Origin of the sequence: Sporomusa sphaeroides DSM 2875, from assembly GCF_001941975.2 — a bacterium.
GTDB classification, from domain to species: Bacteria; Bacillota; Negativicutes; order Sporomusales; family Sporomusaceae; genus Sporomusa; species Sporomusa sphaeroides.
Genome location: NZ_CP146991.1, coordinates 4,160,610 through 4,185,632, shown reverse-complemented (window position 1 = coordinate 4,185,632; position 25,023 = coordinate 4,160,610). Strand labels below are relative to the sequence as shown.

Genomic DNA, 25,023 nt, shown 5'->3' with positions numbered 1-25,023 from the left:
TGAAATTATAAAATCGGCGGTTCATAATACAATCATACCCGAAAAAAAGTGATGAGAGGATGGTTGATTGTATATGAACAAGAATAAAAAATGGTATGTGGCCCTTGGTATTGCCGCCATGATTACGGTAAATGGTATCGCAATGGCGGCGGTAACTGCAGACCAGCAAGATATAGCAAATGGCAAAAGAAGCGGTATTGCCCACAAAGCCGACAGACCTGACCGGCATGGCATGAAAGGTTTTAAAGAAAGCCAGACTAAATTATTGGCTTTTCTGAAAATGGATGAAGCAGCGTTTCGTGCTGCCATGAAAGAGGGCAAAACCCTGGCGGCTATTGCGAAAGAGCAGGGGGTGTCGGAACAGTCACTCCAAAATTTCCTGATAGAACAAATGACCCAGCGGCTTGACGAAGGCGTAAAAACAGGTAAGCTGACAGCGGAAAAAGCTGAGAAAATCAAGGCCGATATGCCTGCCCGGGTTGCCGATATGATTAATGGCAAAGGGCCTATGCATATGGGACCGGGACATATGCGGGGGCATGCGTTTGACAACAGCAAACTCTTAGCACTGCTTAAAATGGATGCCGCAACCTTCAAAACTGAGCGGCAGGCCGGGAAAACCTTAGCAGCTATTGCGAAAGAGCAGGGGGTGTCGGAACAGTCACTCCAAAATTTCCTGACAGAACAGATGACTCAGCGGCTTGACGAAGGCGTAAAAACCGGTAAGCTGACAGCGGAAAAAGCTGAAAAAATCAAGGCCGATATGCCTGCCCGGGTTGCAGCTATGATTAATGGCCAAGGGCCTATGCATATGGGACCGGGACATATGCGGGGGCATGCGTTTGACAACAGCGAACTCTTAGCACTGCTCAAAATGGATGCCGCAACCTTCAAAACCGAGCGGCAGGCCGGAAAAACCTTAGTGGCTATTGCCAATGAACAGGGCGTTTCTGAACAGGAGCTTAAAGACTTCCTGGTTGCCCAGATGACCCAGCGGCTTGACGAAGGCGTAAAGGCCGGTAAACTGACGGTGGAGAAAGCCGACAAAATGAAGGAAAAGATGGAGCAACGGGTGGATAACATGATTAACAGCAAAGGCCATATGCATAAAGGCCATGGCCCCAAACCCGGACCTGAGGGACAGCCTGAATAACAGTGAAAAGAGCACCTGCAGAAACTGCAAGTGCTCTTTTACATGTACGCCTTTAATCCTCAATATTCTCGTTGATCCACAGATTCGCCAGCTGTACAGCGCCGCGAAAACCCATCAAGGGCGGTTCATACGGGTGCAGCCGCCATTTTATGTCCGGGTTGGAAATTTGCAGCTCCGTATTGCGGTCCGCCCAGGCCAGCGCTTCGCCGCTGGCCATAAGTATACCCTGCTTGTGTTCCCGGACGGCCCGCGTCCACTCAGCCTCCGCAAAATAGGGGATATCCCCGCTGGCCATCTCGGGACAATCGCACCAGCAGGTTCCTTTGGCAAAGGCAAGTTCGCCGCAGCCAAAAGCAAGAATGCCTTTGACCACATCTGCGTGCCCGCCTAAAGACAAGGCGGTTTCAGCCGGATGCGCTCTAACCATGTGCGCGAAGGCCGGCATAACGGCTGTAAGCTGCTGCCGGCAGAGCTTCTGCTGGGCCCTGAGGAAAGCGGAATCGGCCGTCAGGCCGGCCAGTTGCGCGATTTCCTCCAGCCACCGCCTGGTTCCGTCAAGGCCGTAGGGCCGCCCTAAAAGATAGGGGGTCCCGAAGCGCTGCTGCAAATGCCTGGCTGCAGGTTCGCCCTCGCGCCGGATGACAAGGTTAATATGGGCGCCGCCCATCTGCTCAATGTCGGCAACAGACGCAGCCGAGGTCAGCACGCACAGCGGTTTGATGCCGAATGTGCCCTCCAGTATCCGGACCAGCTCGAGCGCGTCGGCCTGAAAGCGGAACAGATCAGCACAGGAGCCAATAATATTAAACGTCGGCTGTGGTGTCGGCCGTACTTCCACCGGCAGCGTTTGGGCCAGCAGCAGCAGCGCTTCCTGTACGCCGCGGTGCTGGGTGATATTAAATCCGCCGTAGCCGAAGGGCAGCAAGCGGACGTCAGGATATTCGGGCTGCAATTCCTCACAGAGAGCAGGAAGATCTGTTCCGATCACCTCGGGAATCGACGAGGGCAAAAGGAAAATTACCCGCGGCTGATCGCGTTTTATCACATTGTCGAGGGTATGGTTAAGCCGCTCGGTACTGCCAAGGGCGATATCTGTTTCGTCGATATGTGTGGAGTAAAGCCGGCAGGCATCATGTACGCCGGCGCGCTTGAGCGTTACACCGCTGTAAAGCATATGTCCCATACAGCCAAATTCCACCAGGGCGGCGTCACGAATGGTGGCAAGTGTCCACAGAATACCCATGCGGCCCGAAGGCAGCGGCTTAAAACGATGCAGACCCATAGGCGGTCCCTCCTTTTCCGGCGGCGTCCATTCCATTCATTACGCCTAAGATTCTTTTTAACAGATGGCTGGTCCGGGCATAGCCCACTTGTCCGTAAAAATCAAGCAGCTCCGGTACGCAGGGAATGGGTTGGTGGGCAGCAGGCAGGTAACCAAAGCATAAATCCGGCGCCAGCTTTTTCAAAACCGGCAAATCGGCTTGGGCATTTACCATCCGGCAGACCCAGGGATTATGGCCCAGGGTGTTAAGCTCCCGGGCATAGTCCCTGTCCTCCGGATAATATTCCTCCAAATGTAAAAGCAGCGGTTCCATGCCAAGCCCGGTAAGATAGACGGCCAGCGGCAGGGGAATGTCAATGCGGGGACAAAATACATACCGGAGGCCTTTAAGCCTCGCAACTGCCTGGTTTTGCCAGGCTAGGGCTTCCTGCCGTTCCTGGGCAAAGGCATCGCCCCAGGCAAGGCCAAAATGTTCTGCCAGGGCGGCATAAGCCTTGTCGATGCTTTCCACAGCATATAGTGTATGCAGGGCAATATAGGGTATGCCAAATTCCCGTTCCATTCTGGCGGCCAGCGGCTGCATGAAGGGAGAAACCACCAAATTCAGGACGGCGTCCGGCGCGCTTTGGAAATCCTCCAGGGAAGCGCCCGGTGCCAGATAGCGCAGCTTCAGGCCTTGTCCGGCAAGCGCCGGCAGTAGGGACGGCAGGGGGATATGTTCTTCCCCCGGGGCGCGGCCCAGCACGTTAATACGGCTGGAGTCCGGTGTTTTTGCCGCCATCAGCGTGCCCATCGCTTCCATCGTTTTCCACGAACCAGGCGGATAGCTGATGTTTTTGAACTGGCCCAGCAGCACGAAGGTGACGCGGGCAGACAATTCCGGCTGCACTTCCCTGACAATTGCCTGGATGTCCTCCCCAATCAGCTCCGGCACGCAGGTGACAATCAGCAGAATGGCCTTGGCCCCGGCTTTGTCCATTGTCCGGAGGGCAGCGATCAGCCCGTTCCGGCAGCCGAACACCACCTCCTGCGCATCCAGCACATACAGCCAGTGCAGCTCGCCCTGCGGGCCCTCCGGACGGGGGTTGAACAGCCGCGAGTGGGTGGTGCATTCCGGCATTCCCACCAGTAAAGAAGACAAGCCCCTGATATTTTTCACATTTACCGACGCGATGCGCATCGGGCAGTGGTTGCCGGGGGAAACAGCGGGCGTCAGGAATTTTATGCCTGTATTGGACTTCACTGCCGACAGGCGTTTCAAGTGTTTTAGTCCGTTTATCGCGTTTCGCCTCCTTCCAGCAGCAGTTTGGCAAGCGACTGGTAATGGGCCGCCATCGGGCAAGCCGGAAAAGCCTCTACCACCGTTTTGCCCTGCGCTTCGGCCTGCTGCACAAACGGATCGCGGGGCAGCCGGTAAATGACCGGCGTTTGGATCTCCGCCGCCGCCTTGTCCACCAGCTCCTGTTCGTCCGCAATGTTCTTGGCGTTAAGGATCAGCCCCCGCAGCGAGGCGTAGCCGCGCTTGCCAAAGCTCTTGACGGCGTGGGCGATATTGGCTGCGGCGTAAAGGGCCATCATCTCGCCGGAGGTGACAATGCACACCTCGTCGGCATAGCCGCCCCGGATGGGCATGGCAAAGCCGCCGCAGACCACGTCGCCCAGCACGTCGTACAGCACCACGTCCGGTTTGTAAACTTCGTAGGCATCCAGTTCCTCCAGTTTTTCAAAAGCTGTGATGATGCCGCGTCCGGCACAGCCCACGCCGGGAACCGGTCCGCCCGACTCTACACACAGCACGCCGGTGCTGCTTTTGACCACAAGGTCGTCCAGCGCTGCGTCGCCGTTCTGCCGCAGGGTATCGAGCACGGTGGGAATGTTTTCCCCGCCGGTCAGGGTGCGGGTGGAATCGGCCTTAGGGTCGCAGCCGACTTGCAGCACGGTCAGTCCCAGCGCCGCCATGGCTGCCGCCACATTGGATACGGTGGTTGATTTGCCGATACCGCCTTTGCCGTAAATTGCAATCTTTTTCATCTGGCACCTTCTTTCATATAGGGATGTTATCTTTAATCAGGTCGTAGGAAATGCAGGTGGGCCGACCGGTGCGGGGTTCTGTAATGATCCGGGCGTCGATGCGGAACGTATCCCGCAATACCTCTGCGGTCATTACTTCCTCAGGTGAACCGTGGCGGACAATGCTCCCGCAGCGGATGGCCACCATGTAGTCGGCAAAGCGGGCGGCAAGGTTGAGGTCATGGAGCACCATTACAATGGTGCAGCCCTGTTCCCGGTTCAGGCGGTAGAGCAGCTCCAGCACTTCTAGCTGGTAGGACAAATCGAGATAGGTAGTCGGCTCATCCAGCAGAATCAAATCGGTCTGCTGCGCAAGGGCCATGGCGATCCAGACCCGCTGGCGCTGCCCGCCGGAAAGGGTGTCCACCGCCGTGGTTTCCAGCTCTGTAAGCCTTGTGGCCGCCAGCGCCCAGGCAATGATTTTTTGGTCCTCTAGGGTTAGTTTGCCTAAGCCCCGCTGGTAAGGAAAGCGGCCGTAGGCCACCAGTTCGCCCACCGTCAAACCGGCCGGGGCCTGAGGCGACTGCGGCAGAATGGCCATTTTTTTGGCTACTTCCCTGGTTGTTAAGTGCCGGATATCCTTCCCATTCAGATATACCACGCCGTTTTTCGGTTTCAGGATGCGCCCCACGGCTTTTAATACCGTGGACTTGCCGCAGCCGTTTGGACCGATGATGGTTGTAATTTTTCCCTGCGGGACCTGCATATTCAAACCATCCACTATCAGGTTATCCTCGTAGGCAACGGACAAATTCTCTGTTGCGATGCTGTTCAGCTTGGATCATCCTTTCGTTAGCGGCTTTTCATCAAAAGATAGAGGAAGTACGGTGCGCCGATAATGGCCACCATGATGCCGGTGGGAATTTCCGCAGGCTGCAGGATCATCCGGGCTGCGGTATCTGCCGCCGAGACCAGCACCGCTCCTGTCAGCGCACAGGTGGGCAGCAAAATCCCATGCTTCGGGCCTACCAGCCGGCGCGCCAGATGGGGTGCGATCAGCCCCACAAAGCTGATGCTGCCGCTGACCGCCACGCAGGCCGCAGCCAGCGCGACCGCAGCGGCAAGCAGCCTGCGCCGTTCCCGCTCCACTGCCGCGCCCAGGCTGTGGGCCACATCGTCCCCCAAATTCAGCACATCCAGCACGCGGGATTTGAACAATACATAGGGAATTAGGAGTAGCAGCCAAGGCAGCAAGGCCAGCACGAATTTCCAGTTGCTGGCCCAGATACTGCCTGCCTGCCAGGTTGCTACAAAGTCAAACTGAGTGTCAGCCAGCTTGACTACCAGCACGGTGGTCAGGGACGAAATGCCGGCCTGTACTGCCACCCCGGTTAAAATCAGGCGCAGGGGCGCTACACCTTCTGCTTTCTTGAAGGCCAGCGCATAGATGATCACCGCCGTTATGCCGGCGCCAAACAGTGCCAGAAACGGCAGCGTGAATACCGACAGCAAGGATTGGGTCCCGAAGAACAGCACATACAGGATGACCATCAGGCCCGCGCCGGCGTTAATGCCGAGCAGGCCCGGGTCGGCCAGCGCGTTTTTGGCGACGCCCTGGATGATGCAGCCGGACAGCGCCAGCCCTGCCCCCACCAGGATGGAAATCACAATCCGGGGCAGCCGGAAATCGAATAGAATCAGGTTTTCCCTGGCCGTGCCGCCGCCGAACAGCGTGCGCAGCGTATCCAGCGGCGCCAGTTTTGTGTAGCCGGTGTTCATGCTGATGATGAAAGAAAGTATGAGCAGCACCGAGCAGCCGGCAATCACGGCCGTGTGGCGCACAGCAATTTTTCTTTTATAGGTTTGGTTTGCCTGCAGCTGGTTTGTCATCATAGTCCCATCCTTTGCTTGCGGGCAAGATATAAAAAGAAAGGGACGCCGATTAGCCCGATCAGTGCGCCGATAGGGGTTTCAAAAGGCGGGTTGAGCGTCCTGGCGCCCAAATCGGCCAGTACCAGGAGCAGTGCGCCCAACACCGCCGAGGCCGGGATAACCCGGCAGTAATCGACGCCTACAAAATACCGCGCCAGATGAGGGATGATCAGGCCCACAAAGCCAACGGCACCCACGACGGCAACGGAGGCGCCCGCCAGTATCAGTACGGCCAGCAAGCACAGCACCTGATTCACCATCGTATTCAGCCCCAGGCCCTTGGCTACATCCTGGCCAAGGCTCAGCAGGGAGACGGAGCGGGCAAGGGTGAGGGCTCCCAACAGCGCGCCGAGTATCCAGGGTGCCATAATTTTGATTTGCTCCCAGTTGGAACCGGCCACGCCGCCGGCCGTCCAGAACATCATATTTTGAGCGACATTGAAATACAGGGCAATGCCCTGGCTGAGCGCCGCCAGCAGCGCGCTGACCGCTGCCCCCGCCAATACCAGCCGCATTGGCGTAGCGCCGCCGCGGCGCAGGGCAGCGATGCCGCCCACCAGCGCCGCACCCAGAGCCGCGCCCAAAAAGGAAAACAGGATAATTTGCAGATAGCCCAGGTGCGGAAAGAAGGCAAAGCAAATGGCCAGGGCAAAACCTGCGCCGGCGTTCAGGCCCATTAGTCCTGAATCGGCGAGGGGATTGCGGGTTGTGCCCTGCATGATGGCGCCTGCTACGGCCAGAGCAGCGCCAGCCAGGGCGCTGGCAATAACGCGGGGCAGGCGGAGATCAACAATAATCAAATGCCGGGTATTTTTTGCGTCAAAATGAAACAGGGCCTCCCATACCGCAGACAGCGGAATTTCCGCCGCCCCTTCAGTGATGGAGAACGCCATGAGCAGGGCCAGCAGCCCCGGTCCTGTTACGATGATGAGCCACGCTGTCCACGGGCGGCCTTTTTTACTTATTTGAGCCGTCCGGGCCGGTTTGGATGTCAGTTTCATAGCCGGATTTTGCCTCTTTTCGTAAATGATAAAGCGTTTTTAACGAGCAAAAACAGGCACAGGCTATATAAACAGTCTGTGTCCGTTTTTCATTATTTCTCTGAAAATATCTGTACCAGCTTGTCAGCCGCAGCCCGCATGGCAAGAGGTCCAAAGGTATTGAGGGAATCGTCAAAATAGATGACCTGTCCGTTTTTTACCGCCGTCAGGGACAGCCAGACGGCGGAGGCTGCCTGCGCTTGCACAAATGTCTGCGCAGCTTGAGTGGAATCCTGAAAAACAATATAATCGGGATTCATCTCAGCGACAGCCTCCAGGGATAAGGTTTGATAATCATCCGGATAGCCCCGGGGCCTGGCAATTCCGAAAGTTTCGTAATACTCCTTGTTGCCGCGGGAGATAAATGATTTTCCATCTGTGCGGAACAGGGCAATTGTTTTGTTGTGGTGGCTGCTCAGCTTATCTTTGGCGGTGGCAATGCTTGTCTCAGTTTCGGCAATGAACCCCCGGGCAAAGGCTTCTCTCCCGACAATTTCAGCGCAGGCCAGGGTCTGGTCCTGCCAGGAAGCGTTAAAATCAATTTGAATGACAGGCGCAATCTGTGCTAATTGGTCATAAATTTCAGCTAAATGCCCCTGACCTTTAAAAGTAACAATGACATCCGGATTTGCTGCTAAAATTGCCTCCAGGTTCAACTCGCGGGCACTGCCTAAGTCCATAATGGCGGCTGTGCCTGCATAGGGTTTAAGCGTCTCCCATTCCGCCAACGCCTTCATTGCGTTTCCCTTCGAAGCACCCATGGACGCAATTGGCGGTGTTCCCAGGGCAAAAAAGTATTCCAGATACAGGGAATGAAGAATCGCTATTCTTTGCGGCGGCTCTTTTAAAATAACTTTATTTCCGGCTGCGTCTGTAATCGTCCGCGGCCATGCGGCATGCATCGCCGGCTCAGTGCGTTGTGCCGCCGGCTTGTCTGGCGCAGTTGCCGCAGGAGTGCCGGCGCAGCCGGTTAGCAAGCCTGTCAGCAGCGCGAGTGAGACGATGAGTCCGATTAATCTTTTCATGCCGTTCCTCCGATATGAGTATGGTTGGAATGAACCCGCCCTGAAGCAACGCCGGCTTATTCCTCAAAATTTCTGCACCTATTTGGAACTACCCTGGATCGATTCCCGCAGCAGCAGCCTTGCTCATTTAGAACTGCATGGTTGCCGACAGCTTAACGGTGCGGGGGCCGCCTAATGTGGCAAAACCCTCCATGCTGAAAGCGCCTGCCCAGTATTGTTTGTCAAACAGGTTTTCCACACTGAGCCGGTAGGTGACCGGGAGGTTATTGATCTCGGTTTTATAGCGCGCACCGATGTCATAACGTACCCAGCTCGGCAGTTTGATGGTATTGGCATTGTTAATATACTGGGAGTCGGTGTACACGGCCCGCAGCGACAGCGTCAGATCCTTATTCCAGGGCGTGTCCCACTCGACACCGGCGTTCATCGTCCATTTGGGTATGCCGAAGGGGATGTTGCCTTTTGTTGCGGCATCAGCGGCGTTAGTTATTTCACCCTGCAGATAGCTGATGCCTCCCAACAGGCGTACATTTTCAGCGATTTCGCCAAAGGTGTTCCATTCCACACCCCGGCTTTCCTGTTCGCCGTCATAGGTCTGGGTTTTTTGATTGAGGCTGTTGGTAACAATCATTGTGTTGGGTCTGTTGATTTGAAACACAGACAGCGTATTGGCGAATTTACCTTTGTCCCATTTGACGCCAAGTTCTTTTTGTTTGCTGGTATACGGTGCCATTAGCTGGCCGGAGTTCGTATAGCCTAAGGTGGCGCCGACCTCCGCACCGGGGGAAAGGGCTTCCATGTAGTTGCCATAGAGTGCAACCGAGTTACCCCAGGGTTTGATGACAAAGCCGACCAGCGGCAGCGTTTTATCGGCGTCATGCTCGGCGGTCCGGGCGCCGGTGACTGCATTGAAATTCTTTGTTTTGACACTTTGCCGGCGCACGCCCAAGGTGAGCTGGACCTTGTCCTCCTGGAAGGAAAGGGTATCGGCCAGCAGATAACTGGCCAGGTCCGAGGTAGCCGTCTTGCCGCCTTTGCCTGCCCAGGCCACCTTGTCAAATAAATCAGCGAAGGAGAAGGAGTCATCATAGATACTGATAGGGTAACCACTCATGTAAGGGGTAGTAACATAACGGTTGAATGTGCTCGAATACTCATTATTAAGAAAGCTGGAGCTTAGAACCAACTGATGCCTGACCGAGCCGGTCTGGTAATTGCCGCGCAATCCTAGTTCGGAAGAAGTGGCGTCGTTCCAAAAGTTCTGTTTGAAGAGATTGCGGGGATAGGCGGTTCCATCGGCTTGGACAAGCAAAATATGATTGCCGTTGACGAAGCCGGTGGCTCTGGAGGCGGCCTTGCCAAAGCCGAAGTAGGAGGTTAGGTTTTCCCGCAGGTCGTATTCGCCTTTAAACAAAATCCCGTTATTCCGGATAGCGCCGGTAGTGCCTTTAAGCAGATTGGTCGAACCGTGAGGTGCTTTAATATTATTGCTCTGCAACTGATACATGGAGATGAGGCCGTTTTCATAATAATCCTGGGAGCCGTAAGCATCCAGGGACAGGCGCCAGCGGTCATGGCGGTAATCCAAACCCAGAGAGCCCAGCAGCCGTTCTCTCGACTGCCCATCCGTTTCGGTGTCACCATCAACGTACAGGCCGTTGATGCGGATGCCCCATTCCTTGTTTTGGCCAAAACGCCGGCCAAGGTCGAGATGTCCGCCCCAGTGGGACGAAGAGGTATAATTTGTCGTAAAACTGGTGACATCCTCAGCGCCGGCGCGTTTGGGAACAAGGTTGATTGCACCGCCCACCGAGGCATTCACGCCGCCGTAAAGCAGGGAACCGGGTCCTTTGAGCACTTCAACCCGTTCAAGGAATTCAACGGGAACACGATAGTAGGGGGCCAATCCTGGCATGCCGTTAAAATAAAGGTGTTCCATAGCTACGTCCAGGCCGCGGATTTTATAATATTCAGCAGCCTGGCCGGTGGGGGTGGTAAAGCGTACGGACGGATCGTTGATCAGCACGTCGTACAGCGTATTGGCCTGCTGGTCTTCGATGATCCGGGCGGTGTAGCTGGTGACGCTAAAGGGCGTGTCCATAAAGTCCCTGTTGCCCAGTACGCCGAGATTGGCGCCGCGGGCTACCTGTCCGCCGGCGTAGGCCGGTGAAAGTGTTTGGCGGCTGGCGGTTACTTCAATCCCCTCCAGCGTAAATTCATGCTGTTTGGCAGTTGGTTTAGCTGCCGTTTGGGTATCGGTCCGGCCGGCTGTGGGGACGATTTCCGGCGTATCTTCGGCATAGATAAATGCCGGCGTGTGCCAGAACAGGCTGCTGCCGACCAGGGCGTACAACAAGCGTTTTCTGGCTGGGGACAATTTTTTTTTCATACTGTCAGCTCCTTTGCGGGTGGAAAAGAGAATCAGGCGTTAGTTTTCTATTAATGCCTGTGCAAAAAAAAAATGAGAGTGAGTATCAATATCAAATGCTTAGTACATATAGAATAACAAATTAAAAAGGTGGCGTAAATGGAGAGATTCCAAGTAAAAGGCTAAAATAAACGGCGAAATTTCAGGTAAAAAGCTGAGTAAATGGAGATATTGCCAAAACAGCCGCATTCCAGTTGCCAAAAGGTTTGACATCCACTGCTAAAATTACTATAGTTATAATAGATGATATTGATTATCATTTACTATCTGGCCATTATATTTATAATAAACGCTGCAGGTGTTACTGCCTGCCAATAAATATGGATAGCAAAGAGGACCACAGGTGAGCAGGGAGGGAAAAAAATGCATGTGGATATTAATCAGTTAGCGGGAAACTTTACCCGCAATAGATTCCAAATTGTTGATGTGGTCAGAGCGATTGTGCCGCCGGGGGGGAGATGTTTTGGCATGTTTACGCCGCCGGTCTCGGGTTTGATTTTCCCCCTAAGGGGGCGGGCGAGAATGTTTTTTGACGGTGTGCCCTATACGATGGAACCGGGGAAAATTTTTCACGGCGGTCCGAATATATCAATGGACAAAGAAGTTGTGGGGAGTGCTGAATGGAATTATATGGTCATCCATTATCAGGTGGACAACAGTGCCAAAAACGAGTTTCCCCAGGCATTTTCCCATTATCAGATTGATACAGGCTACAGTCCGCGTATTCATGATTTGCTGCAGCGCTTGTATGATGTCTGCACAACGCCCGGCAATTTGTCGGCGTTGCAGGCCCACTCGCTGTTTCTGAGCATTCTGGATGAAAGCCTGACCTGCGCCGGCAGCCGCCACAGCGAACCGGGCCGGGAACTGGTGGAGCAGGCTGTAGAATATATTAAGCAGCATTACATGGAACCGCTCACTGTGGCTAAATTGGCCAGAAAGTATGGTTTAAACAGCAAACAGTTTGCCTATTTGTTTCAAAAGCATATCGGTATGGCGCCGCTTGAATATCTGATTGAACACCGGGTGCGGCGTGCCCGCGAGATGTTGTATACCACAGCCTGCTCTGTCACGGATATTTCCGCTTGCGTAGGTTACTCCGACCCTTATTATTTCAGTAAGCTATTCAAAAAACGTACAGGCTTTTCTCCCAGTACACTGCGCCCGGCCAGCTGCCGCTCCTGAGCTTCCGGCACACCGGGTCTGCTTGACTTGTCCGGCAGGCTTCTACCACCCCAGGGTAGTGGTCTGGCAAGTAGCATCAAAGGGGATTGATGCACAAAAAAATAAGCCCGGCGCAATGGCCGGGAAAATTACTTAATTGTTTTAAGTTTATCCACTTCAACTTCAAAAATGCCTAATGCTGGAGAAACAAGAGGGAAGCAAGGGGACAAGCAGGGGGGACAGTCATTTTGCTTCTTAAATCAAATTGTGAGAAGATAAGTCTAAAAACGTAAGGAATAATATGTAAATATGTGCGAGGAAGCAAACTGGCAGCATTAATTCTACTATTTATCCACATATGAATTGAGCAGCGTATATATTGCGGCTGTTCCGAAAAAGAATTAGCCCCAGAAACTGCCGGCGCTTGCCATGTCTGGTCACGGTATCCGTGAACCGGTAAACCGGTCGGGATAATCACTAAACAGGCCGTCGATATTCTGCGCACAGCTAAAATCAAATTCTTCCTGTGTATTTATCGTATAACTGTTAACGCCGATGCCTGCTTCATGGGCTGCCTCAATCCAGTTCCGGTTGAGGTAATGCCAGTGTGGATGGAGGTAGTCGGCGTTTGTTTGTTTAATCAGGCTGAGGACATTCACAGGATGGTCGGCAAATAAGACCCCAGTTTTAACCCGGTTGTCGATTTGTTTAATTTTAACTAATGACGGATGATAGAAAGAGGAGATTATAACGCGGTTATACAAATCAAAATCTTTAGGGCAAATACGCTTCAGCAGGTAGATCATTTGCTCTTCGATTCCTTTATAAACAACAGGGCCATTTTTGATTTCAATATTTAACAGCAGCGGTGTAGTTACATACCACCGGCAAAATTCCTCCAAAGTGGGAATGGGCTCACCGGCAAAGGCCGGAGCAAACCAGGACCCGAAGTCCAGTGCTTTGAGTTCGGCTAACGTGAAATTTTTGATCCAGCCGGAGCCATTACTGGTACGGTCAATAGAGTGGTCATGACAAATTACAAGCTGACGGTCTTTGGTTAACTGAACGTCAAGCTCAATCCCATCAGCCTTACAGGCAAGCGCCTGACGAAAAGCCGCCATGGTGTTTTCCGGGGCATAACCCCGGGCACCACGGTGCGCATAAATGAGCATGGTAACACTCCTCGTTTCGCGACTTACGGGTATAAGCGGAGGCTTATATTATAGACCATATCTCCGTTGCCGCTCATTACCCTATCAGCGGTTATAACTAATTTTACCATAATATTGCTATGCGGGAATAAGTTAATTTTGCGCGCGCATGGGTATTTGCTGTTGGTGTCAAATCTAATAGAAAATCTGAATTGGATTTCATATAGCACCGGCTGCCGACATATGGTGTTAAGGGCAACTGTATGTTGGAGGGTAAAATATGAGCCATGTCTTACTGGGAATCGGTATGCTGCTGGGCGGTATTTTCGTCATGCGCTATGGTTTGAAGAAAGCCTTGTGGCATCAATTACAGGCGGCATTAGCCAGGCTGACAAACACTCCCTGGCGCGGTCTGGTGCTGGGAGCCGTTGCTGCCGCCCTGCTGCAAAGCAGCACCACCGTCTGTCTGATCACCATCGGACTTGTCGGTGCCGATTATATGACTTTCCGGCAGGCGCTGGGGATTGTGCTTGGAGCCAATATCGGCACCTGCTCTACCGTACAACTGGTGAATATGGCTGTACCGCTGGAGTATCTGCTGCCGCTGCTGCTGCTTTCCGTTCTGCTGTGTGTGTTCCGCAAGCTAAGATATGTGAGCTTGGCGTGTGCCGGACTGTTTGGCATGCTGGCCGGGGTCGATTTGCTGGTTACCGGCATTTCTGCCATGACACAGCTTCAGGCCATGAGCCAGTATCTGGTCCTGGCCCGGGAACAGCCGTTGTACGGCATCTGGGGCGGGGTGCTTGCGACGACGGTATTCCAATCCAGCAGTGCCGCTACGGCTCTCCTGATGCTGATGACCGACAGGGGGCTTGTTGATATCACGACCGCCGCCTATGTGGTATATGGCAATAATATCGGTTCCTGTATATCTTCCATTGTTTTCAGCGCTGCCGCGCCTACTGCGGCCAGGCAGGTTGCCTTGTCGCATATTCTGCTCAATGTGGCGGGAGCCGCGGTTTTCTTTCCGGCGACAGGGCTGCTGATTGCCGTTGCCGGCTGGTGGGCCACAGATTTCAGCAGCCAGGTTGCGGCCATTCATACGATATTTAACGTGTTGTCTTCGCTGCTGGTGCTGCCCTTTTTCAACCGGTTTGCCGGCCTGATTCTACTGTTGATTCCGGAACCCAAGGCCAGAATCAAATAAAAGAGCCCTGTTTGCCATGTGTGGATGGCAAACAGGGCATTTTTCTGTTACCCGGTGTTTTCTTTGGCCGTAAGCTTGGCCAGCAGGAAGAAATGGACGTTTTCGAAGCCTTTTTCCTGGCGCAGGGACTGAAAAATACCGCATTGTTCGGCCAGCAGGCTGCCGATAATAATCACCCCCGGTTTTTCCGCCATGGCTTTGAGGATGGATTCGTGGCTGTCAGCTGTGCTGCAGACAGCAAAGCCGTTGGCGGTGAAGGCGGCAGTCAGGTGTTTGAGGGTGGCTTGATCGTCATTAACCACCACAATGTTTTTGTATGAATTGCCGAGGGCAATCAGGGCCGTGATTTCCTGTAAGAGCAGATCCATATTTACCGGTTTGGTGAGATAACGGTCAACGCCGATCAGCGAACTGCGCCGCTGGTTTTCCATGGCTGAGAGAATCACAATGGGGATATGCATGGTATCGGGATTGGTTTTGAAGGCGGCGGCCACGTCGAAACCACTCATCTTGGGCATCATTACATCGAGGACAATCAGATCCGGGATCAGGCCTTGATACTTAATGGCGTTGTAGACGATATCCAGTGCATGGAGGCCGTCGGCGGCTTCGATTACCTGATAGCCGGCTCCTTCCAGCTCCTGGGCCAGCAGGGCCCGTATGCTGGAATCGTCGTCGACAATAAGAATGGTTTTGGTTTTCCCCGGAGTAGGTTTCACGGCCGGTGCAGAGCCGTTCGCCTGCTCGGACGGGGCTTCCTCGCCGGGGCTGGCAATTGCCGGTACTGCCTGGGCAGAGGCTGGCAGGGTAAAGAAAAAGCTGCTGCCGACTCCGGGCTTGCTTTTGAGCCAGATTTTTCCGCCATGGTGTTCGATAATCTGTTTGCAAATAGGCAGTCCCAAGCCTGTCCCCTTGGGTTTTTCAGTAAGGGTATCACCGATTTGCTTAAATTTTTCAAAGATAATTGCCTGGGCTTCAGGGGCTATGCCGCTGCCGGTATCGGTAACACTGACAATGATCTGGTTTTCCGTATGTTTGGCACGGCAGACAATGGAGCCGGCTTCGGTAAATTTAACGGCATTGGAAATGAGGTTAAGCATTACCTGGAGCAATCTGTCGTGGTCACCCATAACCGGCGGCAATTTGCCGGAGATATCAACGGTGACGGTGAGGTTCGGCTTTGACGACCATAGGGATTCGGAGTTCTTAATCGCCCGCTCTATGAGGTCCGGCAGTGACAGGGCTTCGGTTTTCCATTCCACTTTGCCGGATTCCATTTTTGCCAGATCGAGTACATCGTTGATCAGGTTGGTTAACCGCTCGCCTTCGGTCACGATAATATCGATATTGCTTGTTATTTGCTGCATGGTTTTGACTGTGCGGCGGTCATCGGCCGGTACCTGGGGAAATATCACCTCATTCAGCTTTTTCTGAATGATTTTTGCAAAACCGAGTACCGAGGTCAGCGGGGTTCTAAGCTCATGGGAAACGGTGGAAAGAAAGCTGGATTTTAACTCGTCCAGCTGTTTCAGTTCGGCATAAGCCTGCTGCAGCTCAAGGGTGCGTTCGTTGACCAGGGATTCCAGGTTGTGATTATTGATGCGGAGTTTTTTCCGCATCTGATCAAATGCCTGGGCGAGAAAGGCAATCTCGTCTTTGGTGTGGATAACAATTTCTGTATCCAGGTCGCCGGCAGCCAGGCGATTGGCGGCTTTGCCCAGTGAAGCCAGTGGTTGGGTCAGGGAAGTGGTAAGAAACCAGACAACAGACACGATAACCAGCCAGCCCATGAAAAAGGCCAGGCCGACATGCCGCAGGGTATCTTGCATAATGGTATCCACAAAGCCTTTATTAGCGCCGACATACCATATGCCGATAATTTGACCGGAGTCATTTTTCAGCGGCCGGTAGACTGTCTGGTATTTAATGCCGACGACATTGGCTTCACCGACAAACTCCCGGCCATCTCCCAGGACCACCTGGGCCACTTCGGGTGAAACTTTGGTGCCGACAGCCCGTTTACCGTCGCGGGCGATAGTGGTGGCAACCCGGGTATCGCCGAGAAAAATCGAACAAGTATCCCCGGTTTGCTGCTCTACTTCATCGACAAAGAAAAAATTTTCATTAATCAAGGTGTCGCCTTTGTAGAGTTTTCCGTTCCGCACCTGCCAGGAACCGGGAAAGCGGCTGTCCAGCAGTGTGGCAGCCAAAGTGGAATCGGTTTTGACTTTTTCGACGGCTACCAGTTCGGTTTCCTGGCGGATTTGATATGTCGTCCATAATGCCGTGATTAAGCAGCCTAAAATGACTGCCAGGCTGATGAAGGTAATGAACCGCCACCTGATAGAATGTGGCATAGCGTATTCCTCCCCTGCAAAAAATCACCTGTTAAGCAGTTTTATGGCTTTGAGCAAGACCGCATCAGGATCAAAGGGTTTGAAAATGTACTCATCGGCTCCGGCCTCCAAGCCTTTTTGCCTGTCGGTTTCCTGCCCTTTGGCGGTTAGCAGCACGACATAACTGGAGGTTTGCTGCTTGATTTGCCGGCAGGCGTCGTAACCGTTCATTTTTGGCATCATAATGTCAAGGAAAATAATTTCCGGCAGATGGTGTAAGGCCATGGCAAGCCCCTCTTCGCCATCTTTGGCAAAAAGCAGTTCTGTGCCATTGTCTTCCAGTGATTCCAGCGTTTGTTCCAATAAGGCCCTGATATGGGGTTCGTCATCGACAATCAGTATTTTCTTGTTGTTCACACTTGCTCCTCCTCAAATGGCAGCTTGGCGCCGGTTTTAGGTTTGGTGCCCGGTAAGGGGGCGATAAGGGTGTTCCACCATTGCGGGTTGCCTGTTACGAGAGTTGCCAGTGTGTCAACAACCAGCCTGTCCAAATGGCCGGCCTGGGCTTCGGCAAACAAGATTTCCAACGCTTTTTCCGTACCTACAGGAGTACGGTACGGGCGGTCTGACGCCGTGAGCGCTTCAAAGACATCGGCTACGCTGATTATCTTGGCTTCGAGCAGTATTTCTTCTGTCAGTAAGCCGTTAGGATAACCGCTGCCGTTCAAACGTTCATGGTGTTGATAGGCGATATAGGGAATGCGGTGTAAATGAGCCGGAAAGGGTATTTGTTTCAGAATTTTGTAGCTCTTTTCGGCATGGCTTTGGATTTGCCGAAATTCTTGTTCAATTAAGTTGCCGCGAGGCACACACAGGGCCTCTGCTTCCTCAGGCAGCAAAAAGGGCTGAAGGTCTCCCGACAGATCGGTATATTTTCTGCAGGCAAGGTTCCTGACAGATTGGGAATCAGCAGGCGACAGACTGTGGAGTTCATTTAGTGCGGCGAGTAGTGAGAACTCTTCGTCCAGACTTTGACCAGTAGTTGCCGTAATAAAATCGAACCGGGTTCTGATTGTCAGCATTCTATCCTGGGAAAGCCGCGTTCGCTTGGTCAGTACGGCTTCCGGTACACCGATTTTGCCGATATCGTGCAGCAAGGCGGCATATTTAATCTCCTGGAGCTTGATAAATGGCAGTTCTTTTTTGATGGCTGGCGAGGCTTCGCGCATTTGGTTCAATTTGGTGGCAATGGCCAGGGAAATGGCGGCCACTCTGGTTGAGTGACCGGCGGTACAGGCATCGCGCTCGTCAATGGTAGCGCCTGCCGCCAGGATGATGGCATAGGCCATGTTTTCCATTTCCTTAAACAACCGGGCTGTTTCAAAGGCTTTGGCTGCCTGGGCGGCGATGACTTCTGTCAGTTTCATATCGGCCGCGGAAAAACAGAATTCTCCGGCTTTGTAGCCCAAATTAAGTACCCCCAGAATACGGTTGTCAATCTTGAGGGGGACACACAACAGCGGTTCCCAGCCGCGGGAAGCGGCTGCCAGGCGGGGGTCCAGCCGGGCATCATCAATCACTTCCGGTTTGCCGGTAGCAAAGACCAGATGGGCCAGCCGGCTGGCAGCCGGGGTAAGCTGGCCGCCGGTTTCACCAGAGTCATAGCTTGCCACGACTGACAGCTTCTCGGTGTAAGGGCAGACCAGCAGCAGCGAACCGGCCTGGGCTCTGATGAAGCGGTGAACTTCCGACAGGACGATTTCTGCCAGCTCAGCAGGATCAAGGCAGGAATCCAGTTTGTCGCCTAACTGGTAAAGCAGTGCCAGCTCCCGGTAACGGGTCAGACTGTCCTGGGTAATACAGCGGCGCTCCCATTGCGCCTGCGCCAGGCTGGAAAGCAACAGCCCCCAGAACTTGGCGGGGCTGTCTGACGGCTGCATACTTTGGATACGGATGATACCGATGGTTTGATTATCGATAACAATCGGACTTTGGCAGACAGGGCCGCAAGCGGTTGCTTCACCGTATGTAAAAAACAGAGTATCGTTGCTATCATAAATTTCAATACTGACAGGTGATGGAATCCAGTGAGTATGATCCAGCAGCTGCCGGAGGAAATGCTTGTCCAACAGCCGGTTGAGTTTAGTGGTCGAAAGAGGATTCATCCACGGACAGCCCCTTTATCCAGAATATTTTGTTATCCTATGCCGTAGTTAAATATTTCTACTTGATGAAGATTTTACCTCTAAGGATTCATTGTTTTTTATAATAAAGCAAAAAAGATTTGCAGGAATAAAGAAAAAGCATCCATTCTCAAGCAGCTTCTAACTGTAAAAATCTATTTTGCGGGAGAAAGGAAAATCGGCAATTTTCGCGAATAAGTAGTTGGATAATTTAATATCTTCTATATAGAAGGGGCTTGATAAAAGCCCATATGGAGACAAGAGTATGTTTGCCGAAAATACCATATATATCGTTGGCAATTCCAAGTCGCCGCAAAATAACCCAATTACGCAACAATATGGACAATTCTTTATCGGTTTTGTTGTTGACCGGGAAACCGGTGAGATTATTACCTGCGGCAGTTCGGCGACAATTGCTGTCACCGCCGAGTTTATTTGCAGTTTGTTTACCGGTAAGAGCTTGTCTGATGATTTTCAGGCCATTAAACAACATGTCGAAAATAGGTATTTCGGGTCATCGCAAAAAGCTATTCTGGTAGCTTACAAGGATGCGCAAAAGAAATTTTTCCGGATAATGAATGGTCTTATGATTGATCTCAACGAATAGGCTGCCTCAAATGCCTGACAGTAGTAAATAAGGCTGCTTTGTTTATTTGCGCATGCCAGCAGAAAGTCACGCTGGGCGCAATCGTAAACAAGATCCAGCAAGATAATCCTTCAAATAGGAAGGTTTTGTTTTGCTGGATTTTTGTCGTTTTTACCTGATAATCAGTATTCTGGAGGAATGTAAACAGTGAAAATTGCAGATATCAAAATTGGCAAGGTATGTATTCCACTTAAAAAGACTTTTAAAACGGCTCTCCGCCAAGTGGATTTTGCCGAAGACATTATTATTAAGGTAATAGCTGACAATGGGGAAATTGGGTTTGGGAATGCACCGCCGACAGCAGTCATTACCGGCGACAGTCAGGACTCCATTATTGCTGCCATTCGTGACACCATTGGGCCAAGAGTAATAGGTATGGAGGTTGACAATCTGGAACAGATTATGACAGCTATTGATACATCGATGCTGCATAATAGTTCTGCCAAGGCGGCAATGGATATTGCTGTTTACGATTTATTCGGCAAACTGCATGATATGCCACTGTATAAGTTATTTGGCGGCTACCGGAATGTTATTACCACCGATTTGACCATTAGTGTTAATGCTCCGGAAGAAATGGTGCGTGATGCCCTGGAGGCGGTGGCGGCAGGTTACACTGAACTGAAGCTAAAGGTTGGCACTGACGCTGCGCTGGATATTAAACGGGTGCAAGCCATTCGCGAAGCTGTCGGCAGTGACATTAAGCTGCGTCTTGATGCCAACCAGGGCTGGGCGCCCAAAGAAGCCGTGAGAGCCATTCGCAAATTCGAGGCTTTGGGTCTGGATATTGAACTTATTGAGCAACCGGTAAAAGCCCATGATTTTAACGGACTTAAATATGTAACAGACCGGGTAGCAACAGATATCATGGCCGATGAATCGGCCTTCGGGCCCTACGAAGTCTTTCAACTGCTGGCCATGGGAGCCTGTGATTTGCTTAATATTAAATTAATGAAAGCAGGTGGTTTGCACCAGGCTGTTAAGATTGCCGGCATGGCTGAGACGCTTAATGTTCCGTGCATGATGGGCTGTATGCTGGAGAGCAAGGTGGGAATTAGCGCTGCTGCCAGTCTGGCAGCCGGGAAAAAAATTATCAGCAGGGCCGATTTGGATGCTGCCGTGCTGCTGGCTGAGGATCCGGTTGTCGGTGGTGTAAGCTTTGCGAAAAATCAGCTTATCCTTCCCGAGGCGCCGGGATTGGGGATTACCGATGTGCTTGGCTGGCAGGAAATCAGGAGTTGATGCGGCTTAGCCGCTCGCAGCGCGGTGGAATTTGGCTGACGAAAGGAGGAGAGGCTTTTTCGTGGCATGGTTGATCTGAGTACTTTGAAAATGTATAAGGAGGCAATTTTATGGGTATTGTGATTTCTTTACTCGTCACTTTTTGGGTTGGTTTTCTGATCGTCAAAAAATATAAGCCACAGCCTGTGCTGTTTATGGCTGGGCTAATTCTCATGTTTACAGCCGTTATGCTGGGGCTTGGCGAAATTTTGCCGGCAAAGAGCAGCACCGGCTCTGTTCTGTTTGATGCTTTCGAATTTATTAAGCAGACAATGAGTTCCCGGGCGGCCGGCCTTGGTCTCAATATTATGGCGGTTGGCGGTTTTGCCCGCTATATGGACCATATTGGCGCCAGTAAGGCGCTTGTTAAGTTGACAATCAGACCATTGCTGGCACTTCGCTCTCCCTATCTGGTTATGGCCGGTGCGTGGGTAGTTGGAATGTTTTTAGGCTTATGTATCAACAGTGCCTCAGGCTTGGCTATGTTGCTGATGGTTACCGTTTTTCCCGTACTTATCAGCCTTGGTGTCAGCCGCTTGTCGGCTACTGCTGTTATTGCGACCACACTTTGTCTGGACTGGAGCCCCAGTGATACCGGTACCATTCTGTCAGCCACCACGGCAGGACTTGATCCTGTCCTATACTGGACTAATTATCAGATTCCGATTGCCATCGCCGTAATACCGGTTGTGGCAGTACTTCACTATTTTGTACAAAAATGGCTTGATAAGCGTGACGGACATGTTGTACAGGCAACAGAATTAGCGGCAACCGAGACAGAGGAAGATACCCCGCCGATGATTTACGCCATACTGCCTGCCTTGCCGCTGGCACTTATTCTGGTGTTTAGCAGTTTGTGGATCAGCTGGATTAAGATGGATATTATCAAAGCCATGTTTATTGGCGTAGCTATCGGCATGATTTTTGAATATATTCGCCACCGGGACGGCAAAAAAGTTTTTGCCGATGTACAATCTTTTTTTGACGGTCTTGGTATGCAAATGGCCAATGTTATTACCCTGATTGTAGCCGGTGAAACTTTTGCCAAAGGACTTATGACAATTGGAACCATTGACGCGATTATCGCTTCGGCTCAATCTTCCGGTTTTGGTGCAGCCGGTATGATTCTTGTTATGGTAGGCATTATTGCCGTTGCCTCCGTTGTTATGGGCTCCGGTAATGCACCTTTCTTTGCCTTTGCGGCCTTGACGCCGACCGTTGCCGCAAAAATGTCGGTGGCACCGGTTGTAATGCTGCTGCCGATGCATTTTGCCGCAAGTGCCGCCCGCGCAATCTCGCCGATTACTGCTGTTATCGTAGTTTCCTCAAGCATGGGCGGGGTATCACCCTTCGATTTGGTGAAACGCACGGCTATTCCTATGCTGGGAGCTTTGCTGGTTATTATCGTTGCTAACTTTTGGCTTTTCTATTAGAGGGTTTGAAGAGCAACCGGCAAAAGCGGTTGAGAAATCGAAAAATTCCGGCTTTAATTATTGAGAAAAAAACCTATGCAAATTTATTTCAGTTGTGGTAACATGTAAGCGGAGCAAAACAGTTCCGTCATGATAGCCGGTATTCCTGGAAACCGGACTGGCGGGCAAGTGAGCACAAACAAAAAACGACTTATATCCCGGAGCGGAATAAGAACGGAGGTAATGAAAATGGAAAAGACGCAATCCCTGCGTTCGGCAGGCAAATTTGGTGTACGTCAGATTGCTATTATCGGCATGCTGGCGGCTATCTCGATCATGCTGGGGTTATCCGGTTTTGGCTTCATCCCGCTGCCTACGGCCAAGGCTACCATTATGCAAATCCCGGTCATTATCGGCGCTATTTTAGAAGGACCGCTGGTCGGTGCTATGATTGGCTTACTGTTTGGCCTGTTCAGCATTATTCAGAGTATAACCACACCGAATATTCTTTCCTTTGCCTTTATCAATCCTTTGGTGTCGGTGCTGCCCCGTGTACTTATCGGTGTTACCGCGTATTATGCCTATAAGTGGACGCGGAGTGAGCGCGAGGGTGTGCGCATTGGTGTAGGGGCCGTGGTAGGCTCGCTCACTAACACCTTTGGTGTGCTGACCATGATATATGTGTTATATGCCGCTCAATTTGCTACCGCACGAGGCATTAGCCTGGAAGCGGCAGCCCAGGTGATTTACGGTATTGCCCTGGTTAATGGTGTCCCGGAGGCAATCATTGCCACGGCTATAACGGTACCCATTGTCCTGGCGATTAAAAAACGGCAGAAAAATTAATACCCGTTGCAGCAAAGGGGCTGTCGCAAAACGTTTTTTCAAAAAAACGCAAAGCGACGCCCTTTTTTTGAGTAAACAGGCAAGAAACAGGCAGACAAACGCAGAAAAATAAACCCACTGGCGGGCTTATGGGCATGACAAAACAGAGGAAAGCTTTCCCCCTAAGAAAAAATATGTATATGCTTGTCAGGCTGTTTTAGGAATATGTAAATAGGTTCCACACCGGTCCTTTTGGATCTTGTTGTGGAGTTTGTTTAGGTTGTACCCCATACACAGTAAGAGAAATTCCGTCTGCACTTTGATGCTGCTCCTCAGCAGAAATCGCCGGAAGCCCATGTCCTGTTTGAGTACCCCAAAGGCTCCCTCTACCTGAATGGAACGGTTTAGGCGCAGCAGGATGCCTGCTTTGCTTTGGATACGCTCCTGCATTTGCCGCCTTTGTCGGAGAAAGGTTTTGGATACATACAGGTTCTTGCTCCTCTCTTCAAGCGGTGTCTTGCTTTTCCCTTTGATGCATTGGGCCTTATGCTCACAGCCGGCACACTCGGTGCAGGTGTAGACTGTTGTCACAATGGCATAGCCCGCCTTAGACCGGGTCTTTTTCTCATATGCCGCCCGGATTGGGTGGCCCTTGTGGCAGCGATAGCTGTCACTGCTCTCAGCGTAGGGCATATTTTCCCGCCTGCCGATATCGCTCTTGTACTTGCGGGTTTTGGCCTTTTCATAATTGGCCGGTTTAATGAACGCGGTTAGTTTGTTTTCTTCGCACCAGGTGTAGTTTTCCTCGCTCTCAAAGCCTGCGTCTGCTACCGGCTTGGTATAGCCCAATCCCTGAAGCTTCTTGAGCATTGGAATTAAGGTCTGGCTGTCGCTTCGCTCCTGAGTGATAGTGGCACCTACGATATATTCGGCATCCACTGCCAAGGTGGCATTGTAGCCGGGCTTTAACTGCCCGTTTTTCATGTGGTCTTCTTTCATCCGCAGGAACGTGGCGTCGCGGTCGGTTTTGGAAAAGCTGTTGCGTTCCCCGAAGCTGTGGTTGTAGTCGTCATATTTTTTCTGTCGGAGAAGGTATTGTTCCACCGTTTCCACCGCCCGCTGCAGCACACTTTTACGCTGCCCCTTACCGTTAACAAAGACGATGCCTTGTCGCGCCTGCAGCACTTTGAGCTGTTTGCGCAGCTTTTTCAGGTCTTTGGCTTTGATCTTCTGGCCGACGTGAAAGCGCAGTCCCAGCTTTGCTGCAAGGACCGGCAATTGTACTTTCATTTTGGCCTGCATCTTTTGTTCATTGCTTTGTGTTGATTTCTTCCAGACAAAGCTGTAGCGGTTGGCATTGGCCTCCAGCTTGGTGCCGTCGATAAATACGCTCGACAGTGACAATTCACCTGCATCGGCCAACTGTCCGACAAGCTGGGCGAACAGGTCGTCTATCACCTCAGTCAGTCGTTCACTGCGAAACCGGGCAATAGTCGCGTGATCGGGGGCTTTTTCCCGTCCCAACAAATAGATGAAGTTCACATCCCGCCGACAGGCCTGTTCGAGCTTACGGCTGGAATAGATGCCGTTCATGTAGCCATAGACCAGGATTTTGAATAGACGTTTCGGTGATCTCTCGATTCTGCCCAGACGGGAGTACGCGGCCTCTAATTTGCTGTAATCCATCCTTTCCAATACCGCGCTGAGTAGTCGCACCGAATCATCTGCCGGGATTATATCTCCGATGTCCATGGGTAAGACTAGTTGATATATGTTTCCATCTGTTGTATAATTTGCTTGTAATTTTTCAGTTAGCACAAACTGATTTTACAACAAAAAAATGGCTCCCGACTACTGTCGGTTGCCATTTTTTTGTTGTGAGGCTTTCCTAATGCGACAGCCCCGTTTTAGCATGTACTCATGCTGCGAAAACTATAATGCCGGTTTA

At 51.9% G+C, this 25,023-nt stretch carries 20 protein-coding genes; 7 read left to right on the top strand and 13 right to left on the bottom strand.

The window, feature by feature from the left end:
* The first annotated feature begins 73 nt into the window (after window positions 1-73).
* The gene (locus tag SPSPH_RS19285) at window positions 74-1,153 is read left to right on the top strand and encodes a LysM peptidoglycan-binding domain-containing protein (RefSeq protein WP_075757732.1); all 1,080 of its coding nucleotides are present in this window, start codon (window positions 74-76) and stop codon (window positions 1,151-1,153) included.
* Window positions 1,154-1,205: 52 nt separating this feature from the next.
* Here SPSPH_RS19285 and SPSPH_RS19280 read toward each other — a convergent pair whose 3' ends face one another.
* The 8 genes from SPSPH_RS19280 to SPSPH_RS19245 form a co-directional block, all read right to left on the bottom strand.
* Window positions 1,206-2,435: a nitrogenase component 1 gene (locus tag SPSPH_RS19280; protein WP_075757733.1), complete on the bottom strand. Its 1,230-nt coding sequence runs from the start codon at window positions 2,433-2,435 to the stop codon at window positions 1,206-1,208.
* On the bottom strand, window positions 2,416-3,696 hold the full coding sequence (locus tag SPSPH_RS19275; protein WP_233139196.1) for a nitrogenase component 1: 1,281 nt from the start codon (window positions 3,694-3,696) through the stop codon (window positions 2,416-2,418). Before SPSPH_RS19275 ends, SPSPH_RS19280 begins: the two co-directional genes overlap by 20 nt.
* 14 nt (window positions 3,697-3,710) lie before the next feature.
* Window positions 3,711-4,466, bottom strand: a complete 756-nt coding sequence (locus SPSPH_RS19270) for an AAA family ATPase (protein ID WP_075757734.1) — start codon at window positions 4,464-4,466, stop codon at window positions 3,711-3,713.
* A gap of 13 nt (window positions 4,467-4,479) precedes the next feature.
* The gene (locus SPSPH_RS19265; protein ID WP_075757735.1) at window positions 4,480-5,280 is read right to left on the bottom strand and encodes an ABC transporter ATP-binding protein; all 801 of its coding nucleotides are present in this window, start codon (window positions 5,278-5,280) and stop codon (window positions 4,480-4,482) included.
* Between the two features lie 17 nt (window positions 5,281-5,297).
* Complete coding sequence (locus tag SPSPH_RS19260) at window positions 5,298-6,338, bottom strand: FecCD family ABC transporter permease (protein ID WP_233139198.1); 1,041 nt, start codon at window positions 6,336-6,338, stop codon at window positions 5,298-5,300.
* Window positions 6,335-7,378, bottom strand: a complete 1,044-nt coding sequence (locus SPSPH_RS19255) for a FecCD family ABC transporter permease (RefSeq protein ID WP_075757737.1) — start codon at window positions 7,376-7,378, stop codon at window positions 6,335-6,337. Before SPSPH_RS19255 ends, SPSPH_RS19260 begins: the two co-directional genes overlap by 4 nt.
* 92 nt (window positions 7,379-7,470) lie before the next feature.
* Window positions 7,471-8,442, bottom strand: coding sequence for an ABC transporter substrate-binding protein (locus SPSPH_RS19250; protein ID WP_075757738.1), 972 nt, complete (start codon window positions 8,440-8,442; stop codon window positions 7,471-7,473).
* A 127-nt stretch (window positions 8,443-8,569) separates the two neighbouring features.
* On the bottom strand, window positions 8,570-10,831 hold the full coding sequence (locus tag SPSPH_RS19245) for a TonB-dependent receptor (protein ID WP_075757739.1): 2,262 nt from the start codon (window positions 10,829-10,831) through the stop codon (window positions 8,570-8,572).
* A 402-nt stretch (window positions 10,832-11,233) separates the two neighbouring features.
* Between SPSPH_RS19245 and SPSPH_RS19240 the strand changes: the two genes are divergently transcribed.
* Window positions 11,234-12,055, top strand: a complete 822-nt coding sequence (locus tag SPSPH_RS19240; protein WP_075757740.1) for an AraC family transcriptional regulator — start codon at window positions 11,234-11,236, stop codon at window positions 12,053-12,055.
* Window positions 12,056-12,471: 416 nt separating this feature from the next.
* On the opposite strand, the gene SPSPH_RS19235 is transcribed toward SPSPH_RS19240, so the two are convergent.
* Window positions 12,472-13,206, bottom strand: a complete 735-nt coding sequence (locus SPSPH_RS19235) for a glycerophosphodiester phosphodiesterase (RefSeq protein ID WP_075757741.1) — start codon at window positions 13,204-13,206, stop codon at window positions 12,472-12,474.
* Between the two features lie 259 nt (window positions 13,207-13,465).
* Between SPSPH_RS19235 and SPSPH_RS19230 the strand changes: the two genes are divergently transcribed.
* Window positions 13,466-14,392: a Na/Pi cotransporter family protein gene (locus tag SPSPH_RS19230; protein WP_075757742.1), complete on the top strand. Its 927-nt coding sequence runs from the start codon at window positions 13,466-13,468 to the stop codon at window positions 14,390-14,392.
* Window positions 14,393-14,439: 47 nt separating this feature from the next.
* Here the strand turns inward: SPSPH_RS19230 and SPSPH_RS19225 are convergent, their stop codons facing one another.
* Genes SPSPH_RS19225 through SPSPH_RS19215 form a run of 3 tightly spaced genes read right to left on the bottom strand, consistent with a single transcriptional unit; the run spans window position 14,440 to window position 18,893 of the window.
* A complete protein-coding gene (locus tag SPSPH_RS19225; RefSeq protein WP_075757743.1) occupies window positions 14,440-16,749 on the bottom strand; it encodes a cache domain-containing protein in 2,310 nt (769 codons plus the stop codon).
* 24 nt (window positions 16,750-16,773) lie between these two features.
* Window positions 16,774-17,145 (bottom strand): response regulator transcription factor, encoded by a 372-nt coding sequence (locus tag SPSPH_RS19220; protein ID WP_075757744.1) that lies wholly within the window; start codon window positions 17,143-17,145, stop codon window positions 16,774-16,776.
* Window positions 17,142-18,893, bottom strand: coding sequence for an HD domain-containing phosphohydrolase (locus SPSPH_RS19215; protein WP_075757745.1), 1,752 nt, complete (start codon window positions 18,891-18,893; stop codon window positions 17,142-17,144). The genes SPSPH_RS19220 and SPSPH_RS19215 overlap by 4 nt, the downstream gene beginning before the upstream one ends.
* 283 nt (window positions 18,894-19,176) lie before the next feature.
* On the opposite strand from SPSPH_RS19215, the gene SPSPH_RS19210 reads away from it, so the two are divergent.
* From SPSPH_RS19210 to SPSPH_RS19195, 4 genes are all read left to right on the top strand, one after another.
* Entirely contained in the window at window positions 19,177-19,518 is a 342-nt protein-coding gene (locus SPSPH_RS19210; protein ID WP_075757746.1) for a DUF3870 domain-containing protein, read from the top strand.
* Window positions 19,519-19,704: 186 nt separating this feature from the next.
* Window positions 19,705-20,799 carry a mandelate racemase/muconate lactonizing enzyme family protein gene (locus SPSPH_RS19205; protein ID WP_075757747.1) on the top strand — a complete coding sequence of 365 codons (1,095 nt, stop codon included), beginning with the start codon at window positions 19,705-19,707 and terminating at the stop codon, window positions 20,797-20,799.
* 110 nt (window positions 20,800-20,909) lie between these two features.
* On the top strand, window positions 20,910-22,271 hold the full coding sequence (gene dcuC, locus SPSPH_RS19200; RefSeq protein ID WP_075757748.1) for a C4-dicarboxylate transporter DcuC: 1,362 nt from the start codon (window positions 20,910-20,912) through the stop codon (window positions 22,269-22,271).
* A gap of 228 nt (window positions 22,272-22,499) precedes the next feature.
* A complete protein-coding gene (locus SPSPH_RS19195; RefSeq protein WP_075757749.1) occupies window positions 22,500-23,096 on the top strand; it encodes an ECF transporter S component in 597 nt (198 codons plus the stop codon).
* A 186-nt stretch (window positions 23,097-23,282) separates the two neighbouring features.
* Here the strand turns inward: SPSPH_RS19195 and SPSPH_RS19190 are convergent, their stop codons facing one another.
* The gene (locus tag SPSPH_RS19190) at window positions 23,283-24,893 is read right to left on the bottom strand and encodes an IS1182 family transposase (protein WP_269147940.1); all 1,611 of its coding nucleotides are present in this window, start codon (window positions 24,891-24,893) and stop codon (window positions 23,283-23,285) included.
* Between the last annotated feature and the right edge of the window lie 130 nt (window positions 24,894-25,023).

Excerpts from the sequence above, each read along its gene's own strand:
- SPSPH_RS19285 (WP_075757732.1), top strand. The coding sequence starts at position 74 with ATGAACAAGAATAAAAAATGGTATGTGGCCCTTGGTATTGCCGCCATG.
- SPSPH_RS19280 (WP_075757733.1), bottom strand. The coding sequence starts at position 2,435 with ATGGGTCTGCATCGTTTTAAGCCGCTGCCTTCGGGCCGCATGGGTATT.
- SPSPH_RS19270 (WP_075757734.1), bottom strand. The coding sequence starts at position 4,466 with ATGAAAAAGATTGCAATTTACGGCAAAGGCGGTATCGGCAAATCAACC.
- SPSPH_RS19260 (WP_233139198.1), bottom strand. The coding sequence starts at position 6,338 with ATGATGACAAACCAGCTGCAGGCAAACCAAACCTATAAAAGAAAAATT.
- SPSPH_RS19255 (WP_075757737.1), bottom strand. The coding sequence starts at position 7,378 with ATGAAACTGACATCCAAACCGGCCCGGACGGCTCAAATAAGTAAAAAA.
- SPSPH_RS19250 (WP_075757738.1), bottom strand. The coding sequence starts at position 8,442 with ATGAAAAGATTAATCGGACTCATCGTCTCACTCGCGCTGCTGACAGGC.
- SPSPH_RS19245 (WP_075757739.1), bottom strand. The coding sequence starts at position 10,831 with ATGAAAAAAAAATTGTCCCCAGCCAGAAAACGCTTGTTGTACGCCCTG.
- SPSPH_RS19240 (WP_075757740.1), top strand. The coding sequence starts at position 11,234 with ATGCATGTGGATATTAATCAGTTAGCGGGAAACTTTACCCGCAATAGA.
- SPSPH_RS19235 (WP_075757741.1), bottom strand. The coding sequence starts at position 13,206 with ATGCTCATTTATGCGCACCGTGGTGCCCGGGGTTATGCCCCGGAAAAC.
- SPSPH_RS19230 (WP_075757742.1), top strand. The coding sequence starts at position 13,466 with ATGAGCCATGTCTTACTGGGAATCGGTATGCTGCTGGGCGGTATTTTC.
- SPSPH_RS19225 (WP_075757743.1), bottom strand. The coding sequence starts at position 16,749 with ATGCCACATTCTATCAGGTGGCGGTTCATTACCTTCATCAGCCTGGCA.
- SPSPH_RS19215 (WP_075757745.1), bottom strand. The coding sequence starts at position 18,893 with ATGAATCCTCTTTCGACCACTAAACTCAACCGGCTGTTGGACAAGCAT.
- SPSPH_RS19210 (WP_075757746.1), top strand. The coding sequence starts at position 19,177 with ATGTTTGCCGAAAATACCATATATATCGTTGGCAATTCCAAGTCGCCG.
- dcuC (WP_075757748.1), top strand. The coding sequence starts at position 20,910 with ATGGGTATTGTGATTTCTTTACTCGTCACTTTTTGGGTTGGTTTTCTG.
- SPSPH_RS19195 (WP_075757749.1), top strand. The coding sequence starts at position 22,500 with ATGGAAAAGACGCAATCCCTGCGTTCGGCAGGCAAATTTGGTGTACGT.